Below are 19311 nucleotides of genomic sequence, written 5' to 3' on the forward strand. Positions count from 1 at the left end.
CCGGAATGGACAAACCACTGGTGCACCAGTTGTTCCGCCAGGAGCATAGCTGGGTAGCTAAGTTTGGAAAGGATAAGTGCTGAAGGCATCTAAGCACGAAGCCCCCTTCAAGATAAGATATCTCACCGAAAGGTTAAGGTCCCTGGTAGACGACCAGGTAGATAGGCTGGATGTGGAAGTATGGCAACATATGGAGCTGACCAGTACTAATCGACCGAGGTCTTGATCCAAATATATACACTGTGCTGTTTTGAATGATTTGTCCGATTTTTGATAAAAAATCGTATTGAGCTTGGAGCGTTAGCGCGTGAAAGGTGACAAACATTCGGCATTTTTCAGGGTTTCTTATCCATTTAGAGATAAGAGAAGAAAGCCTGAAAAATACCATCCAATAAAAAAGAGATCATAAAGACAATTGATAAATGCAATCATAATTAAATAGTATTAGCTAGTCTCGCGACGATGGCGGAAGGGCTACACCTGTTCCCATACCGAACACAGAAGTAAAGTCTTCCAGCGCCGAAAGTACTTGGTGGGTAACTGCCTGGGAGGATAGGACGTTGCGGGACTTTTATAATAATGAAGCCGTGCAAAAAAATAGATATATGAATATTGATTCAAGTTCACTTGAAAATCAATGTTCATATATCTATTTTTTTATGGGGCGAAGCCCCTAACGGAGGCGCAGCGTGAGCGGAGACGGAGTTGCACGGATTCATTGAACAATAGTGATGTTAAAATTATTCTGGCTACTGACGCGACTGAGGCGCAGCGCAGCGGAGACGAAGTGTATGTCTTCATTTAAGCGGCAGTATTTCCACGAGCTATCTGACGACTGACGCGATGAAAGCAGTCCAATTGATGAGACGATTGGACTGCTTTGGGGATTTCAATTAACAGCGGCATTCTATGTTCATTTTTAGCTTTGATGAAAAAGAAACCGACGCTTGTCCAGTGCAAAATACAAAACTGAACCCAAAACAACACAAGAGATCACTTCACCGATACCAACTGTTGCCATCATAACCGGTATAGGTAAAGGGATACCATAGCTGAACTTTAAAATAAAAGGTACTACGATCATATTTGTAACAACTGGAGGAAGTGTAACCAGAAGCGGGTACTTATGGTTTCTCAGCTGATAACTGAGGACCGCGGCAATGAGGGTTGCCAGACTTCCAAAGAGAATATCAATTACGGTACATCCGGTTAAGAGATTGCTCAGTAAACAGCCGAGGAAAAGGCCTGGAATGGCTGCCGGTGTAAAAGCCGGCAAGATACAAAGTATCTCGGAGAGTCGAATCTGAATTTCACCACTGGACAAACCCAGTGAGCTGGACACAAAGGTTAGAACGACATACATTGCGGCAATGACCGCCGCCTGGGTAACAAAGAGAACACTGATTTTTTGCATAAAAAAAACTCCTTTAGTTTTGTTTTACGTGTGGAAGGTCACGAACACACGAAGAAATTTACTGAATCCGAAAAAAATATCAGTTCAATTATTATAACTATATCGGATTTATGAGAAAAATGCAAGAAAAAAGGGAAAGTATTAAAAATATAAAGAAAAGTTTATAATAGGCTGCAGTAATCTGAGCGCCCCGAAATAAGAGCTTATAGAATAACCTGATGGCGCTCTTGTGAAAGAGAAATCGGCCACAGCATCTTCGATAGCAATAATTTCAAACAATCATCTTTACATTCTGATAAACATTGATTTATTTGGTTTAATTTAGTATGATTATATTAGTAATTCAGCATGATGCTGACAAGCTCCTTAAATGAATTGGAGGAATGCGGTATTGTTCATTAGGAATCCTACAATGAGGTGCCACCAAAGGTCGAATACTCTAAGGGCAAGCTTAATGCCAATTTTATTCGAACTTGGCCGCTGGAACTCACAACTAAATATGAATAAGGATAGGGCAAATGAATAACGAAGAAAAATTTTCAACATTAGATGAGCTTATTGGAAATACGCCATTATTAAAAATCAATTTCTTGTATCAAGGAAAACCGCGTTGTATTTATGCAAAGGCTGAACATTATAATCTTACCGGAAGTTTGAAAGATCGAGTGGCTTTGCATATCTTGAAAAAAGCCTATGAAAAAGGTGAAATATTTGAAGGGGAAACCATTGTTGAAGCAACAAGCGGAAATACAGGCATTTCATTTGCGGCCATTGGTGCTTATTTAGGACATCCGGTCGTCATTTACATGCCGGATTGGATGAGTGATGAGCGAAAAAATTTAATTAAAGGTTTTGGCGGTGAAGTTCGTTTGGTATCAAAAGAAGAAGGTGGATTTTTAGGAAGTATTGCACAATCAGAGGCTTTGGCGGCAGAAGGTAATGCATTTTTACCTTGTCAATTTTCGAATCAGGAAAACAGCCAGGCACAGTATGAGACAACAGCGCCGGAATTAGAGGCTCAATTAGACAAGTTTCACGTGAAACCTCAAGCCCTAGTAGCAGGAGTTGGAACCGGTGGTACTATCATGGGATTAGCCAAATATTTCAAAGAAAAGAATCCGGAAATCAAAGGCCATCCTTTGGAGCCGGTTACTTCACCAACCTTATCAACGGGATATCGTGTGGGAAAACATCGAATCCAGGGTATTTCAGATGAATTTGTGCCTGATCTTATTAAACTGGATAAATTGGATGAGATTATTGCAGTGGATGATGGCGATGCCATCATCATGGCTCAGAGGCTTTCCCGAGAGCTGGGCTTAGGCGTTGGAATTTCTTCAGGCGCTAATTTCTTAGGTGCCATCATGGCGCAGAACTTGCTGGACGATTCGCAAGCAGTAGTGGCTACCGTATTCCCAGATGACAACAAGAAATATCTAAGTACCGACTATGTTAATGAAGAACCAATGAAAGGCCGTTATTTATCGAAAAATGTCGAGCTTATAGATTTTGACGCCTGCCGATAAAAGTTCGAATGTACAAATGAAATAATTGAAAGGTTAGGATGAGTTATGGAAAATAAATATGTTGATGTTGTAATCGAAAAAACTAAAAAGATAGCTTTGATTGCACATGATGGAAAAAAAGCGGAACTATTGGATTGGGTTGTCAGAAACAAAGAAATATTACAAACCCATTTCTTATGTGGAACGGGAACAACTGGTCGGCTGATCCAGGAAAAAACAGGATTGCCGGTGAAAATTTTTAAAAGCGGACCTTTAGGCGGTGATCAACAGATTGGTGCACAGATTGTGGACGGTAAAATCAATATGCTTATTTTTATCTGGGATCCTTTAGAGGCTCAACCTCATGATCCAGATATAAAGGCATTACTTCGGATTGCCACTGTTTATGATATCCCAGTAGCCAATAATCTGGCAACGGCGGATTTCATAATACATTCCCGATTTATGAGTGAAGAATATGTGCACCCGATAGAGGATTACAGTAAACAAATAACAAAAAGAGTTGAAAAGTTTTAATAATAGAAAGAGGAAAAAATGACATATCGATATATACCCCAAGGCGTTTGCCCCCAGGAAATTGATTTTGAATTAGACGGTGATAAAATTATAGATTTATCTTTTGTGGGTGGCTGCAGCGGTAATTTAAAAGCTTTATCCATCATGATTAAAGGAAAAACCGTTGATGAAATCAGCAGCTTGTTTAAAGGTCATACCTGTGGAAATAAGACGAGCTCTTGTATGGATCAATTAGCAATCGGATTAGAAGAAGCCCAGAGGGTATCATCATGAATGGACAAAAAAGAAGTGATGTAAAAGTTGGCGCATTGGTTGATATTGTTTTAAAGGCAGATCAGAGAACTGGAAAATTAACTCAAGGACGAGTAGGTCGATTGTTAACTAAAAGTCCTAATCATCCCCACGGGATTAAAGTGATGCTTGCCGATGGTCAGGTTGGACGTATTGCAAAAATATACGAAGAAAACAGATAATAATAAAGTGTTTTATAAAAAACAAAGCCACCAGTTAGAAAATAATCGGTGGCTTTGTTTTTTTTTTGTGCAATAAAACTCAATAAGATCGATTGACATAAAAGAGGTTGTAATATAAGATTACATACAACTAAAAAGAGCAAAACATAATAAAACATAATAAAAAAGACTAAAATAGAATGACGTAAAATTGCGGATTATTAAAAGATGCCATCATGCCATAAAAAAATAAAGTTAATAAAGGAAGTATGTTTACAAATATAAGCTAATAACGGAGGAGAAGTTAAAATGTATAAAAAACCAGGTTTTGAACCGAGTAGAAATGAAATGTTTAGCATCCTTGAAAATAATATTAAACCCATGTTAGAAGATGAAACAATATCGGTAGCAACATCACTGGGAAGAATTTGTGCTGAGGATGTTTATGCGAAAAATACCCTTCCCAATAAACCGGTCAGTGCACGTGATGGGATAGCCGTTCATTTTTCTGATTTTGCAAAAGGAACGCCTGATACTTCAGAATGGTCAGAAGGAAAAGAATATTGTTTTAGCAATACCGGGGTTGCTCTAAGTGAGGGCTATGACACGGTTATCACGATAGAAAATGTTAAATTTGATAAATCAGGAAAGGTAAGACTTTTATCGGTTCCCGAAAAGTGTGGTGAAGGTGTTGGTGTTGAAGGCGGTCAGGTAAAAGAGGGGGAACTGTTGGCGTACACCGGCGAGCGAATCAGCCCATCTTTAATCGGGATCCTTCTCACCGGTGGGGTTGCAAATATCAAGGTTCTATCAAAACCTAAGGTGGCATTTATTCCAACCGGAGACGAACTTGTTCCTAGTGGATTTGAGATCCCATTGGGTAAAAATGCAGAGTCTAACAGTCTTATGCTGAAAGCATACATAGACGAATGCGGTGGTGAAGCGATTCTTTATCCGATTATTCCGGATGTGTTTGAAAAACTGAAGGAAGCGATTCTATCGGCCATCGAAATTGCGGATTTAGTTTTGATTTGCGCAGGTTCTTCAAAAGGAAGCAAGGATTTCACAATAGACATACTGGAAAGTGTGGGTAATGTGATTGTGTATGAGTTAGGGCATGGACCAGGAAAGCATTGCAGTTTGGCGTGTTCGGGAAATACACCCATTATCGGTTTGCCGGGACCGCCTACCGGTGCGGATTTGACGGCAGCACTGTATGTTAAAAACACATTAAGATTAATGCAAATGCAGCCGATACACTTGCCATATCGAATCATTGCGATGCTTGCGGAAGATATAAATGGACGCAAGATTGATTTTGTGAGTTTTATGAGAGTGTTTATTAAAGATGGCCAATATTATGCAAAACCGGTTGAGATGCAGGGAAAAACAAGAGCAGAAGTTTATCACTTGCAAAATGGACAGTTTTATTTAGAGAAGGGATCCGGTATTAAAGCAGGAACGTCGATTTCGGTAGAAATGCGGTATCCCAGGGAATATATTACGGAGGCATAATGATGTAAAATGAAAGAAAGGAGTACCGAGTGATAAATCTAGAATCAAGTAGCAAGTCGATCCCTATAGATAAGCCCAAACCGCAAATATCCGCGGTTTGGCATGCCCATAAAATAATTTATTTTTCAATCTTTTTATTCATTGCTGCTTTTTTAATCTCGCTGTCCATCGGACGTTTTAATGTACCGCTCATTCAAGTCGTTAAAATATTGATTTCACAAGTAGTTCCGACAGGCATGGAAGTCACCTGGACAGAGCAGATGCAAAATGTAATCATCAATATTCGCTTGCCACGCTTGGTGGGGGCTTCGTTGGTAGGGGGCGCACTGGCATTGTCCGGGGCGACCTATCAGGGATTGTTTAAAAATCCACTAGTTTCACCTGATCTGCTTGGCGTTTCCAATGGCGCCTGTGTCGGTGCTGCCATCGCAATCCTGCTGGGTTTTCCGTCATTGGTGATTCAGGGCTGTGCACTTTTGACCGGTCTTTTGGCAGTCTTGATTTCAACCAGTATTCCTAAGTTCTTCAAGAACAATTCTTCATTGATGCTGGTACTGGGCGGGGTGATTGTATCTGGTTTTATGAGTTCGTTGCTCGGAATTACCAAGTACGTTGCTGATCCGGATAATCAGTTAGCTGCGATTGTCTACTGGACGATGGGCTCCTTCGCCACGACGAATATGAATCAGGTACTTTTGGTGATGCCGGCAATACTGAGCGTCATGGTTGTTCTGCTACTGATGCGCTGGAGGATCAATCTGTTGTCTTTGGGTGATAAAGAGGCAAGATCGCTGGGCGTTAATATTCGAAAAACACGTGGCCTGGCAATCTTTTGTGCTACTATCCTCACGGCGTGTGCGGTCTGTCTGTGCGGGACCATTGGGTGGGTTGGCTTGATCATTCCTCATTTTGGCAGACTGATTATTGGACATGATAACCGCTATTTGCTGCCGATTTCCACCATCATCGGGGCGGTATTTATGATTGTGGTAGATACGATTGCGAGAAATCTGACTGGCAGTGAAATTCCTTTGAGTATCATCACCGGATTACTGGGGGCACCATTATTTGTCTGGTTGCTGGCTCGTCAGAAAGTGAGAATCAGCTGATGTGTGATGAGGTAATGCTTGAAGTGAAAAACCTTGCCTATTCCTATGATGGGGTGAAAAAAATATTTACCAATATTGATTTTGAACTGCATAAGGGCGAAGTTCTTGTTATTTTAGGTGCCAACGGCGCCGGTAAATCTACGCTGCTTGATTGCATAAGCAATATGCTGACACCCACAACGGGAGAGATTCTGCTAAAAGGGAAGAACATTGCAAAATATGCAATTAACGATGTAGCGAAGCTAATGGGTTACGTCCCGCAAATTTCTACTCCGACGTTTTCCTACACAGTCAGGGATTATATTGTCATGGGCCGCGCACCTCACATGGGGATTCTCAACGTCCCTGGTCCGGCTGAGTATGACAAAGTGGATGAGGTTATGAAAGATATGTGGATCAGTGGTTTGGCTGATAAAATTTACGCCAACATCAGCGGAGGTGAGCGCCAGCAGGCGCAGATAGCTCGTATTCTGGTCCAGGAGACGGATATCATTTTGTTGGATGAGCCGACTAATCATCTGGATTACGGCAACCAGTTGAAAATTATCCAGATTATTTCCAAACTTGCCAGGAATCGAGGATTGACAGTGGTGTTGACATCCCATATACCGGATCACGCGATCATGATTGATGAAAAAGTTGGAATTATGGATAACCTTGGGCATATGACGGTCGGTCCGGTAAAAGAAGTAATCTCGGAGGAGTCCCTGAAGGAGCTCTACCATACGGACCTGCACTTGGTCTATATTGATGAGCTTAAACGTATTGCCTGTGTAGCAGGAAAATTGAATGATGAGAATCGGAAGTAATTCCGTTCCATATAAATAATGAAAGAGAGATAATATTAAATGGAGAAAAAAATGAAAAGAAAAATTGTTGGTATGATGTTGGTAGTTGTGATGATCGCAACACTGGCCACTGGTTGCAGTAGCAGTAGTAGTGCAGAGACTTCTAATTCGACCAAAACCGGTACCCATACCGTTGTTGACCTGGCCGGTCGTGAGGTCACCATTCCAAACGACGTAACCAAGGTTGCTACTCTATGCGGTCCCAGCTACGAGACGGCAATCATGCTTGGCGTAGCTGACCAGGTTGTCATGACAGGTAGCAAAAGCGGTTCAACAGGTTGGGCGAATGTCGTCTGTCCGGAGTTTGCCAGTATTCCTGTTTCAGAGAATGCCATGGCCCCCAATGTCGAAGAGCTAGTCAGCAAGGGTACACAGGTTGTTCTGTACTGGGACTCTTATCCCGATGTTATTAAAGAACTGGAAGATGCTGGTATAGCCGTTGTTGTGACGCAGCTGGATAAGACTGGCGTCAATACAGACGCGGATTTTCTTAAATTGAAAGAAAAGGAAGTAACCCTGGTGGGAGATGTTTTTGGTGGGGATGCTGTTGAAAAAGCCCAAAAATGGTGCGAATATGCGGAAAAAACCACGACTTCCATTACCAGCAAAACGGCCAATCTGACTGCGAACGAGATCCCCAGTGTCTATTATGTACGTGGCCCTGAAGCACTGAGCATCCATGGCGGTCAATCCTACACTAATTATCTAGTTGATATGGCCGGTGGCAGCCTTGTCAGTAAAGTTGATGATGAGCTGCTTTATACTACCACTATGGAGCAGGTCGTTCAGTGGAATCCCGAGTATATTTTCATGGGGCGTGTTAACAATGTCGAGTTGATCACTCAGGACCCTGCTTGGAGTTCGATCCAGGCTGTGAAAAACGGAAAAGTGTACGTGAATCTCAAAGGTGTCGGCCCGGCGGATTATTCGACCGACTGCTTCTTGCTGATGGAGCAGATCGCAAAGACTCTTCATCCAGACTTATTTAAAGATCTGAATATGACTGAAGAAGTCAAGTCCTATTACAATGATTTCTACAACTACAAACTGACGGACGAACAGGCTAATCTTATTTTGAATTTTAAGACTCCAGACGGAAAGTAGAATGAAAATGGAAACTAATCGATGGAGATTATATGATTCTCTATTGGAATCGCTGCCTGACAATGCCGTGATTGAGTCGTGCATGATCGGACCGATCTGGACCGTCGTGTGCACCTCAGTCGGCACGGGAATGGCAATGACACCACCCGATGCTCCACATGCTAATCGATTGGCAGGGACGATTGCGGGTACACCGCTCAGAGAGCTTGCCGAACTGGTGAAATCCTGGGATTTTGGAGAGGCCGCAATAGGGCTGGCCGCCATCAACGCCTGGTATAATCAACCGGAACGGGTGCAGAGCAAGTGCTGCAGATCAAAAGAAAATGAATCAATGTTTAGCGAGTTTGAGACCCGCATGGTGGGAAAAAAGGTGGCAGTGATCGGTCATTTTCCAGGAGTGGAACCATTGCGGCCAATCTGTGAGCTTTCAGTGTTGGAACGCATCTGTCAGACTGGTGATTATCCAGACCCCGCTTGTGAATATCTACTGCCCGATCAGGACTTCGTTTTTATAACGGCAACGGCATTGGAAAATAAAACAATGCCGCGTTTGTTGGAGCTTTGCCAAAAACCATTTACCGTGATTTGGGGACCAAGTACCCCCTTGACGAATGTTCTGTTTGAATTCGGTGCCGATGCACTGATTGGAAGCCTGGTCAGTTCAACGGCGGATGTAATCCGCATTGCGGGAGAAGGGGGAATCGCAACCCGTCTGCGACCCTATATGGAAAGCCGATTGTGGCTCTCTGATGGTGGGACGAGCTAAGAATACAAGGACGTTTTTGGCGGGTGTAACTGAATTGGGAGGATGAGATGAAAAAAATTGCTATTTATGGAAAAGGTGGAATAGGAAAGTCGACAACCACTTCCAATATTTCAGCAGCCCTAAGCGAAAAGGGATATAAGGTCATGCAGATTGGCTGTGATCCGAAATCTGATTCAACAAAAACATTGATGCATGGGATAAAAATCCCAACAGTTTTGGCTCAAATGAAAGAAAAAGGCGAAAATATTGAGCTTGAAGATATCGTATTTGAGGCTTCCAATGGGGTTTTTTGTGTAGAAGCGGGTGGTCCGACGCCGGGGATAGGGTGTGCCGGTAGAGGCATTATCACGGCTTTTGAAAAACTGGAGGACCTCGGAGCATATGAGAAATTCAAACCGGATGTAGTGTTCTACGATGTGTTGGGAGATGTTGTTTGCGGTGGCTTTGCGATGCCTATTCGAGGGGGATACGCGGATAAAGTATTTATCGTAACCTCTGGTGAAATGATGGCGATGTACGCGGCGTCCAATATCGTATCGGCAATCAATAATTTTGGGAAACGAGGCTATGCAAAATATGGAGGCCTGATTTTAAATTCCCGTAATGTTGAAAACGAAGTGGGACTGGTTTTTAAACTGGCGGAGGAAACCAATGGCAGTATTGTCAGTATCCTGCCACGGGATGGGATTGTGCAACAGGCGGAAGAACAGAATCGGACAGTTATTGAGTCTTTCCCTGAAGCGGATATGGCAAATTGCTATCGGGAACTTGCTGAGAAAGTTATCAATAGGCTTTGATGTGGAAAAATATTTTGAAGAATCTCTGCAATATTACAATCCTAAGTCATCAATGAGGGAGGAAAATGCCAAAACGCTGATTCCGGAAAGTCACGAATTGCACGTCGGCCCCTCTGCCTGCGCAAGACGTTTATCCATTGGTGCTTACCAATACCACAATGAGGATAGGATCACAAATTTGTATATTACCGAAGACGATATTGTTTCCGGCTCCTATGAAGATATCATACCAGATGCAGTTGAAGAGTTGCTGGAGTTGCTGGAGAAAAAACCGCGTGTCATTATCATTTTTGTAACCTGTATCGATGATCTTTTGGGAACTGATCATGAGGCGTTATTGATACTGCTGAAAGAAAGATTTCCGGATATAAGATTTATAACCTGTCACATTGATCCCCTGATTATGGACAGATCGATTAAGCCGGGAATGAAGATGCTGGAACAGCTTTATAGTGTATTGGATAAAAGCGAGCTTCGAGAGAAATGCATTAATTTGATCGGAAACAAGTTTCTATTGTCCAATAAAAGCGAATTTAGAAATATCATGAATTCCGTAGGCTGGGAACTCAAAGAGATGAATGCTTGCAAAACATTCGATGAGTACAATGAGATGGGAAAAAGCAGTCTAAATATCGTGGTTGATCCGGTTGCAAAGTATGCCGCCGAACAGATGGAAAGAGCCTTGGATATACCACTTCGACTGACATATGACTCCTATGATCTCGATATTATTGAGGAAAACTATAAAAAAATATTTAAGGCCATCGCTGAAAAGATGCCGAAATTAAGCGATTATCGTAAAAGCACAGTGAAAAAAATCAGTGAAACGGTAAAATATTTAAAAAATATCCCGATCGTTATTGACAATGGCGCGGTGAGTCGGTCGATACCGCTGGCAAGAGCACTGGACAAATATGGTTTTAATGTAAAGTTAGTATTTGATGGGACGATCATTTTCAGTGATGTTGAAGATTTAGAATGGCTGAAAGAAAATCGACCGGATATCAAAATTGCCGATGGCCGGAATTTCAACATCATGAATATGAAAAATAATTTAGGAGATTGTCTCTGTATCGGTTTCAGCTGCGGCTATACTTTAGGTGCAAAACATATTGTGGAACGGCTGCCTTCCTGCTTCGCATTTGGATACTATGGGGTGGAGTTGTTAATGGAGCTTATGATTCATGCATACAACACGGTTGTCGATTATGAAAAAATTAGAGAGCGAAGTGAGGCGTGGAAATATGAGCCAATTAAGTAGATATTTACCGCCCTTTTCAAGTGATTATTCTGGAATTTGCTCCAGTTTATTTGATTTGGATGGGATGGTTGTCATTCATGACGCCCATTGTTGCAGTATGAATTATGTCAATATGGATGAACCACGTTGGTACGGAAATAAAAAACCGATCTTTTCTTCTGGACTTCGGGAGATAGATGCGATCATGGGCGATGATGATAAACTCATTCGTAAAATCATCAAAGCATATCATGAGCTGAATCCAGAGTTTATTGCCATACTTGGTAGCCCCGTTCCAACGATTGTCGGTGCCGATATGGCGGGAATTGCTCAGGAATTGGAAAATAAACTTGAGATTCCGGTTTTTGGTTTTTCTTCAACGGGACTAAGATATTATAATCGCGGCATTTCCGAGACCATGATAAAGTTGACAAAACGTTATGCCCAGGAAGGTTCTAAAGTCAATAAAAGCGTCAATATTCTGGGCCTGAATGCGCTTGATTTCTCTGATAGCAATAATGCCGAGGATATCAGAGAAGTGCTGAAATCAGCAGGCTGGAAAGTGAGCTGCAGTTTTATGATGGGTTGTTCCATAGCGGAGATTATAAATTCTCCCCGGGCAGCGGTAAATGTTGTTGTCTCTCAATCCGGTATGGATTTAGCAGAATACATGGAAAGAACATGGGGAATTCCATACGTTGCTTTTACACCGATGGGTTTAAATGATAATAAGATGATATTCAGTATCATTGAAAAAGCATTCAGAGAGGGAAAAAGCCGGGTAATCCGTTCTGATGATTTATACGATGGCGAAATACTGATTATCGGAGAACAACTGATTGCGAATTCAATCCGTGAAGTGTTGGCTAGCCATTATGGAGTAAAGGGTGTTACGGTTGGTTGCTTATTTGGAAAAGACAAAAGACTGGCGACTGACTTTGATATCGATTTAAAAAGTGAGCTCCAGATCGCCAGAAAATTAAAAGAAAACAAATATACGGTTGTCATCGGCGATCCGCTACTAAAAGCTTTGGTGGATAAGTCACAGGCAAGGCTTTTTTCTTTACCACATGTTGCGGTATCAAGCAAGTTATATTGGCATCAGTATCCAACGTTTGTGGGCGATGAGATGGAAAATTTTATTAGTGCAGCTTTTAAGGCGTCAAAAAAATAAATCAGATGCCTGACCATCAAACGAGCTAACATAAAAAAAGACGTGCTTTTAAAAAGAAAGCACGTCTTTTTTTGACTGAAAGTTAGGGTTCAACAGAGATGAGCTTATCACCAAAATTCTTCACAAAATCATCAAAATGGTCAGGTCCTAACAGCAGGGTACGGTTGGTGGTTTGTACCAGTAAAACGGTATTGCCATCGTAAAATACGGTCGCTTCGATGCCATTTTCCAAATTGAAAACCCCTTCATGATAATGACGGATTCCGGCCCCGACAACCTTGGATTTAATGGCATATTCGGGATGCTCATCCAAGTTAATTACCTTAGCGGAAAGAATATCCTCTTTAGGTATGGTTTCATAAGTCAATCCAGACGGAAGACGAAGGGACAGATTGTTTTCATTGATGGTTATCCCGGCTAATAGAGGAAGTACAATAAAGGCGGCAATAATAAAAATAAGAACCAGGCTGCCCAAGACTATTTCTCTAATGGCTTTTCCCCGTAAATCACGATAAGTTTTATACGTATAAATGGCCTTTCCCAGAAGGAGACCGACTATAGCTAAAGCAGCAAAAAAAAGTGGATTGATGGTACTTAAAAGAGAAACTGAATAATTCATGGTTAGTTAATTATGGCAATATTCTAATTTGAAAAGCCATACCCTTCTATAATAATTAATAAATTTACTGATGACCTATTTATGATTCTTTTTTTCATAACGAGAAAGTTCGATGCTTAATTCTGATGGTGATTTGTCTTTTAGATTTGCCAATTGCACACTAAAATAATAATAATTGATATACTCAATAATGGAAAAAATATAAAGAATTAAACCGAAAATATTCATTGTTACCAAAAGATTTTCCGGCTCTGTGATGATCAGATAAAGACAAAACAAAGGGTAGAGAAAAAATAAAAACTGGTCAAATTTCTTCAATACTGAAAAAAGCGGCATGATCCACTCATCAGCTGAGCCGGGATTATCCACTTGATAATGGCGGTAATACCAATAACCGGCGCTTTGCAGGATAATGAAAATAAGGATAGCACCAGGTAAAAGCAGGCGCAAATCCAGCGGCTGATCGGTAGAATCGGTGAGTAAATACATTAATATCCCGCAGATCATCGCGGTTACCAATTCACTCATATATAAACGATAAAGTTCTTTTTTTGTTTTTTCTGCCATCTAAAGCTCCTTGTCATGTGGTTCTTGATTTGAATTCGCATCTTTTCTTTTTTTACTTTGGTGAATATAGGTGTCCAATCGTTTGCGATTAAGAAAAAGAATTAAAGCAAAAACAGCATAAATGGACACGGCGATAATAAATTGGGTGGGGGTATCATCCATGATACCGGCCCCAACCATGTTATTGATAAAAACACTGGGACATCGTGCCAGCGTGGCGATGACCAAAAATGTTTTGAAAGGCATCGTCGAAAGACCGGCTATGAAACAGAGCATATCGTCAGGAAAAAGCGGAAACAGAAAAATAAGAAAAAGAACAATGTTTAGCTTTGAGTCCTCGATATTGTCATATTTTTCGACCACTTTCGAACTTGCAAATTTTAAAACAAAAGGGCGGCCAAATCGTTTAGCTAAAAGAAAAACAATCGCAGAACCGATCAAGGTGCCCGATGCGCTTAATAAAAAACCGCCGACTGTGCCAAAAAGTGCGCCACCGATTAAACCAACAGTTCCCCCTGGAATTGGAGCAATGATGATTTGAAGAAGCTGCAATATAAAAAAGGCCAATGGGGTCCAAATTCCAAATTGTAATAAAAAGTTCTGGAGTGAATCCAGCGTTGAAAAAATTTCCATCAATTACCTCTTATATCTCTTTGATCATTTTAGCATAAAAGCGGCAGATCTTCACCATGTTTTGCAGATCTGCCGAAAGTAAAATTTTTATTTCAGATTTTAGATGCTAAGTTAGACAATGGCAAATTGCGGTGTGCTTCGCTGCCAGTTGATACGTGACAAAGTTATGGGTAAAAACTGAAATCAAAGCAATGGATCATTTGTTTAGCTAGTATTTTTCGGTTTCGAAAGACGTCCAGGGAATATCGACGGCAGCCCCGTTGTTAATAATGTTATCAACATGCATGAGTAGCGGGAAATCGCTTAACTGAAGCATACCTCTTTTGGCAAGCCGTCGCACACAACAGGCGGTACGGGTGGCAATAACGATGGACTCCAAGGTGATCCCTTCCAGTTCTCCCATGGCCTTTTCGAAAGAAAAGCCCCGTCCCAAAAGGGTGCCGATTTTTCGGGTGCGTCCGCCAAAAATGGTGACATATAAGTCTCCGGCGCCGTAGATAATATTTTCTGCGCCGCCATTTATGATTTCCAGCAGGTGTTTCATTTCTTTGACGCTTTGACCAAAGAGGGCGGCCTGGGAATTGTAATGTTCTTTCCCAGATCCATCTGTACCAATAGCCAGGCCGACAGCCAGAGAAACCCCAAGGGCATAAGCATTCTTCAGAGCAACGGCACATTCAACACCGACCACATCTGTGGAGAGACTGATATGGTAATAGGAAGTTTCAAAAAGTTTTTTGAATCGTCTCAGAATTTCTATGTCGGTTCCGCAAAATGCAACAGCGGAGTGATCCTTATCTGCCAGTTCATAGCTAGTACAGGGCCCTCCAATGGCGTTAATGGAAAGTTTCTTTCCATCCGGCAGTTTACTGATAAAGTAATCGGGGTAGGTTATCATAAAACCGTCCGCCAGAGCAATCATTCCTTTAGTGACTAAAAGCAGGGGAACGGAATCAGGAATCAGGGGCAGAATCTTTTCACAGAACCAGTCCACACCAAAGCTGCTGACACCGCAAAGAACGGCATTCGTCCCATCTAAAGCCAGTTCAACATCTTCAATTTGATAGTATTTAATCCCTTCATTGGGTAATTGCCGTTTTAAAGTCGGGTGAAATCCGCTTGCTTCGGCGGTCTCAATAATTTCTCGGTCCAGATGGGTACCAACCAGACGCACTTCGTGGCCATTTTCGGTAGCCGGAAAAGATAAGGCGGAAGCCATTTGTCCAGCTCCCACAAAGGTAATGATACTCATAATAAAGCTCCTTTTTTTATTTATTTGAATCTCAGGTTTTGTTCAGGCCAACGGCATTTCGGGAAGCGGAGAGGGCATCGTAGAAAACAGATTCGTTTTTCATGAATGCACTCAGATAGAGGATATCGATGATGGTCAGTTGGACAATTCGGGAGGCCATGGCTTCAGAATGGTACTTTTTATCATTGGTGGAGCTGGATAAAAAGACATCGGCCTTTTGAGCTAGAGATGAATTTTCAAAACTGGATAGGGCGATGATTTTGGTGTTATTCTTTTTGGCGATAGACACCGTATTCAAAACCTCTAAACTTTCACCAGTATGAGAAACCGCAAACAATACATCATCCGAAGTGGCATGGGATGCAATGATGTTCATAAAATGAGGATCGGGATAACTGCAGACATTTAGTCCGATTTTACTGAACTTATGCATGGCATCCATGGAAATGGAGGCAGAAGCACCTACTCCAAAAAACAGAATGCGTTTGGCAGCAAGCAGGATGTCCAAGGCTTTTTCAATGACCTCATCCTTAAGAGCATGTTCCAGATCATTAATGGCGGTGATGGTATGACCAATGACTTTTTTCTTAATGGTATTGATGTCGTCATCCCCTAGAATTTCCTCAATGATGCTTTCTGAGGGGGTATCCGAAAACTCTTTGGCCAGATTGATGCGAAAAATCTGGTAGGAGCTGTAATCCATTTTTTTCAAGAGTCGCATGACAGTGGTTTCGCTGGTATTGCATTTTTTAGCCAGCTCGGTGATGGAAAGCAGGGATACCGTATCCGGGTGGTCTAATATGTAATTGGCAATTACTTTTTGGGTGATTGAGAACAAGTTGTATTTTGTGCGTATTTCAGTTAGTAATGAAGTCAATGAGCGTGCCTCCGATCTATTTTCTAAGATCATTATACGTTAAAAAAGGATGTTTGACAATTGCGGGAAACCTAAAAAAGTTAATAATTGACGCAAAGAGTATTGACAGCGTTAATTTATGATGGTAGAATGAGTTTAAAATCAACGGTATCTATCAACACATAGTGTATTTTAAACGGTCTGGCATTTTGAGAAGTAGGCAATAATGATGCTTATATATTTTTAGGTAAAAAGAAAAGGGTTACATAGATCAAAAAGACTGATTTAAAGCTATTTTTAAATTCACATTAAACATTTCTTTAAGGAGGAAATAATGAAAGCTGTATGTATGTATAAACCAGGCGATTTGCGCGTAGAAGAAGTTGAACTGCCAATTGTTCAACCGGATGAGGTAATGGTGAAAGTTTGGGCAGTTGGTCTCTGTGGTTCTGATATCCCCCGGGCCTTGACCTATGGGGCCCATGTTTCTCCGATTATCATCGGTCACGAATTTTCTGGAGAAATCACCGAACTGGGTGCGGACATAAAAAATTTCAAGGTCGGCGACCGGGTGGTTATTCCGCCACTCATTCCCTGTTTTGAATGCGAGTGGTGTCAAAAGGGCATTTACTCACTCTGTGAACATTACGACTATTACGGTTCTCGCCGAAACGGTGCTCTGGCCGAATATGTAGCTGTTAAAGAAGGCAACCTTCTAAAAGTGCCGGACAACGTTTCCTACGAAGATGCCGCAACCATTGACCCCTGTGCAAACGCTTATCACAGTTTAGCTCGAGCCAATTTCCAGCCGGGAGATTCTGTTTGTGTGGTTGGAACCGGACCCATTGGTTTATTTGCAGCCCAATACGCAAAACTGGCCGGAGCATCCCAGGTCATCGCTGTGGATGTATGGGATGAAAAACTGGAGATTGCAAAAAAAGTCGGAGCAGACGTCATCATCAACTCGTTAAAAGAAGATGCAGTAGAAGCAGTTAAGAAAGCTACCAATGGAAAAGGCGCTAACATCGTCATCGATTATTCCGGGGCGCCTACCGCACAAAAACAATGTATTTTAATGGCCAGTAAAATGGGTCGGGTGGTTTATCTCGGTATCTCCCACAAAGGTTTGGATCTCAGTGAAAAAGAACTCGATACTCTGATGAGAAGTCAACTGAGTCTGATTGGTTCCTGGAATTCTTTTACAAAACCATATCCTGGCGAAGACTGGACAGAATCCTTAAAAATGTTTGCCGAAAAAGGCATGACAGCCAAAGACATTATTAGCCATCGTTTACCACTTGATGAAGTGCCCAATGTTTTTGCCGAAATAGCCAAAGGCGGTTATTTCTACAATAAAATAATGTTTTATCCATGGGGGAAAATTAATGAACACTGAAAAGTATTTTATGGGTGTTGACACGGGAACACAAAGTGTCAGAGTTGTTGTTACGAATATTAAAGGGACTGTTATTTCCGGTGATGAACAGGTTTATGAAACCTTTTATCCACAAGCTGGCTGGGCAGAACAGAAGCCGGCAGACTGGTGGCGCTGCTTTAACGAAGCCGTAAAAAATGTGATGTCTTCTTTATCAAAAGAAATACGACACAGTATTCAGGCAATCAGCGTGTGTTCGACTTCATCAACGGTTATTCCGGTTGATGAAAATGGTTTCCCTTTAGCCAATGCCATTATGTGGATGGATACCCGGGCTAAAAAAGAAATGAAAGTTATCAATGACACCAAACACCCTGTTCTGGAATACAGTGGTGGAGAAGACTCAGTGGAATGGATGATCCCCAAAGTACTGTGGATCAAAAACAATCAAAAAGACATTTATAATAGAAGCTATAAAATCATTGAACAATTGGACTGGATGAACTACCAGTTATGCGGGATTTACGCGACCTCCATCTGTAACTCGACCTGTAAATGGAATTACATTGAGTGTGAAGGTGGCTGGAACGGCGAATTCTTCAAGCAGGTTGGTTTGGAAGACTATGCAGAAAAACTGGTTTTGGATGTGAAACATGTTGGGGATTTTGTTGGAATCATCAATCGTGAATTTGCTGATCAGTACGATATCAACCCCGAAATGAAGGTTGTTCAGGGCGGAATTGATGCCCACATTGGGATGCTTGGGCTGGGCGTTGCCAGAGAAGGTAAACTCGCCATGATTATGGGTACCAGCTTTGTACAGCTGGCCTTCTCCGAAAAGAAACTGAATCTGAATGGGATTTGGGGTCCATACAACAACGCCATCGTTCCAGACCAATGGCTATTGGAAGGCGGACAGATCTCAGCCGGTTCCATTATCAAATGGTTTATGCGTGAATTTGATATGTCGAGTCATGAAAACCCCTATGCTTATATGAATGAACGGATTGCAAAAATTCCCGCCGGTTCAGAAGGTCTGGTTGCCCTTGATTTTTTCCAGGGAAACAGAACTCCATATAAGGATGCCAATGCTAAAGGGGTGATTTACGGTTTAACCCTGAGCCATACAAAAGCTCATATTTACCGTGCCTTGATGGAATCGGTAGCATTGGGAACAAAAAACATTATTGACAACTTTGAAGCACAGGGCTGTCCGATCAACATTATTGTTGGCTGCGGCGGGGTTACCAAAGATGCCACCTGGATGCAGATTATTGCCGATGTTACCGGCAAACCCATTGTGGTTACAGAAGATGCCAGCGCCAGTGTACTCGGCTGTGCCATTGTAGCTGCAGTAGGCTCAGGAGCCTATAATAATTTTGACGATGCAACCAAGGGTATGGTTAAAGAAGCCTATTCGGTTCAGCCAAACAAAGACCTTTACGCAACCTATCAGGGCGTATTTAATACCTACACCGAAATCTATGAAAATTTGAAAGACACCATGGCCAAATAACACATTATAAATTCACGAAAATTAGGAGAAGA

General features: G+C 41.8%; 20 protein-coding genes and 2 rRNA genes. 16 read left to right on the forward strand and 6 right to left on the reverse strand.

What is annotated here, in order from left to right; all coding sequences use genetic code 11:
- A 23S ribosomal RNA gene (locus FZC40_RS13915) occupies window positions 1–230 on the forward strand; the annotation flags it as partial.
- 222 nt (window positions 231–452) lie between these two features.
- Window positions 453–569 (forward strand): 5S ribosomal RNA (rrf, locus tag FZC40_RS13920).
- A 350-nt stretch (window positions 570–919) separates the two neighbouring features.
- Here the strand turns inward: rrf and FZC40_RS13925 are convergent.
- Complete coding sequence (locus FZC40_RS13925) at window positions 920–1414, reverse strand: QueT transporter family protein (RefSeq protein WP_148605398.1); 495 nt, start codon at window positions 1412–1414, stop codon at window positions 920–922.
- A 518-nt stretch (window positions 1415–1932) separates the two neighbouring features.
- Between FZC40_RS13925 and FZC40_RS13930 the strand changes: the two genes are divergently transcribed.
- The 12 genes from FZC40_RS13930 (at window position 1933) to FZC40_RS13985 (ending at window position 12461) form a co-directional block, all read left to right on the forward strand.
- Complete coding sequence (locus FZC40_RS13930; RefSeq protein ID WP_148605401.1) at window positions 1933–2940, forward strand: PLP-dependent cysteine synthase family protein; 1008 nt, start codon at window positions 1933–1935, stop codon at window positions 2938–2940.
- 45 nt (window positions 2941–2985) lie between these two features.
- A complete protein-coding gene (locus FZC40_RS13935) occupies window positions 2986–3456 on the forward strand; it encodes a methylglyoxal synthase (RefSeq protein WP_148566781.1) in 471 nt (156 codons plus the stop codon).
- An 18-nt stretch (window positions 3457–3474) separates the two neighbouring features.
- A complete protein-coding gene (locus tag FZC40_RS13940) occupies window positions 3475–3729 on the forward strand; it encodes a TIGR03905 family TSCPD domain-containing protein (RefSeq protein WP_148605403.1) in 255 nt (84 codons plus the stop codon).
- Window positions 3726–3929: a YwbE family protein gene (locus FZC40_RS13945; protein ID WP_148605405.1), complete on the forward strand. Its 204-nt coding sequence runs from the start codon at window positions 3726–3728 to the stop codon at window positions 3927–3929. The genes FZC40_RS13940 and FZC40_RS13945 overlap by 4 nt, the downstream gene beginning before the upstream one ends.
- Before the next feature lie 288 nt (window positions 3930–4217).
- Window positions 4218–5423, forward strand: a complete 1206-nt coding sequence (locus FZC40_RS13950; RefSeq protein WP_148605407.1) for a molybdopterin molybdotransferase MoeA — start codon at window positions 4218–4220, stop codon at window positions 5421–5423.
- A gap of 29 nt (window positions 5424–5452) precedes the next feature.
- Window positions 5453–6532 carry a FecCD family ABC transporter permease gene (locus FZC40_RS13955; protein ID WP_205737062.1) on the forward strand — a complete coding sequence of 360 codons (1080 nt, stop codon included), beginning with the start codon at window positions 5453–5455 and terminating at the stop codon, window positions 6530–6532.
- Window positions 6532–7341 carry an ABC transporter ATP-binding protein gene (locus FZC40_RS13960; protein WP_148605409.1) on the forward strand — a complete coding sequence of 270 codons (810 nt, stop codon included), beginning with the start codon at window positions 6532–6534 and terminating at the stop codon, window positions 7339–7341. The genes FZC40_RS13955 and FZC40_RS13960 overlap by 1 nt, the downstream gene beginning before the upstream one ends.
- 90 nt (window positions 7342–7431) lie before the next feature.
- Window positions 7432–8484: an ABC transporter substrate-binding protein gene (locus FZC40_RS13965; RefSeq protein ID WP_279233348.1), complete on the forward strand. Its 1053-nt coding sequence runs from the start codon at window positions 7432–7434 to the stop codon at window positions 8482–8484.
- A gap of 1 nt (window position 8485) precedes the next feature.
- Window positions 8486–9250, forward strand: coding sequence for a Rossmann-like domain-containing protein (locus tag FZC40_RS13970; RefSeq protein ID WP_148605413.1), 765 nt, complete (start codon window positions 8486–8488; stop codon window positions 9248–9250).
- A gap of 47 nt (window positions 9251–9297) precedes the next feature.
- Window positions 9298–10047: a nucleotide-binding protein gene (locus tag FZC40_RS13975; protein WP_148605415.1), complete on the forward strand. Its 750-nt coding sequence runs from the start codon at window positions 9298–9300 to the stop codon at window positions 10045–10047.
- Window positions 10048–10099: 52 nt separating this feature from the next.
- Entirely contained in the window at window positions 10100–11308 is a 1209-nt protein-coding gene (locus FZC40_RS17490) for a nitrogenase component 1 (RefSeq protein WP_243135829.1), read from the forward strand.
- Entirely contained in the window at window positions 11292–12461 is a 1170-nt protein-coding gene (locus FZC40_RS13985; protein WP_186843706.1) for a nitrogenase component 1, read from the forward strand. The genes FZC40_RS17490 and FZC40_RS13985 overlap by 17 nt, the downstream gene beginning before the upstream one ends.
- Before the next feature lie 82 nt (window positions 12462–12543).
- Here the strand turns inward: FZC40_RS13985 and FZC40_RS13990 are convergent, their stop codons facing one another.
- From FZC40_RS13990 to FZC40_RS14010, 5 genes are all read right to left on the reverse strand, one after another.
- Window positions 12544–13080 (reverse strand): PH domain-containing protein, encoded by a 537-nt coding sequence (locus FZC40_RS13990; RefSeq protein WP_148605422.1) that lies wholly within the window; start codon window positions 13078–13080, stop codon window positions 12544–12546.
- A gap of 75 nt (window positions 13081–13155) precedes the next feature.
- A complete protein-coding gene (locus FZC40_RS13995; protein WP_148605425.1) occupies window positions 13156–13647 on the reverse strand; it encodes a hypothetical protein in 492 nt (163 codons plus the stop codon).
- On the reverse strand, window positions 13648–14280 hold the full coding sequence (locus FZC40_RS14000) for a TVP38/TMEM64 family protein (protein WP_148605427.1): 633 nt from the start codon (window positions 14278–14280) through the stop codon (window positions 13648–13650). It abuts the gene before it with no gap.
- Window positions 14281–14488: 208 nt separating this feature from the next.
- On the reverse strand, window positions 14489–15532 hold the full coding sequence (locus FZC40_RS14005; protein ID WP_148605429.1) for a glycerol-3-phosphate dehydrogenase: 1044 nt from the start codon (window positions 15530–15532) through the stop codon (window positions 14489–14491).
- Between the two features lie 31 nt (window positions 15533–15563).
- A complete protein-coding gene (locus tag FZC40_RS14010) occupies window positions 15564–16409 on the reverse strand; it encodes a MurR/RpiR family transcriptional regulator (RefSeq protein ID WP_148605432.1) in 846 nt (281 codons plus the stop codon).
- Between the two features lie 313 nt (window positions 16410–16722).
- Between FZC40_RS14010 and FZC40_RS14015 the strand changes: the two genes are divergently transcribed.
- Entirely contained in the window at window positions 16723–17784 is a 1062-nt protein-coding gene (locus FZC40_RS14015; RefSeq protein WP_148605434.1) for a galactitol-1-phosphate 5-dehydrogenase, read from the forward strand.
- Window positions 17774–19279 carry an FGGY-family carbohydrate kinase gene (locus FZC40_RS14020; RefSeq protein WP_148605436.1) on the forward strand — a complete coding sequence of 502 codons (1506 nt, stop codon included), beginning with the start codon at window positions 17774–17776 and terminating at the stop codon, window positions 19277–19279. The genes FZC40_RS14015 and FZC40_RS14020 overlap by 11 nt, the downstream gene beginning before the upstream one ends.
- Window positions 19280–19311 lie beyond the last annotated feature (32 nt).

Origin of the sequence: Acetobacterium tundrae (genome assembly GCF_008086615.1) — a bacterium.
GTDB lineage: Bacteria > Bacillota > Clostridia > Eubacteriales > Eubacteriaceae > Acetobacterium > Acetobacterium tundrae.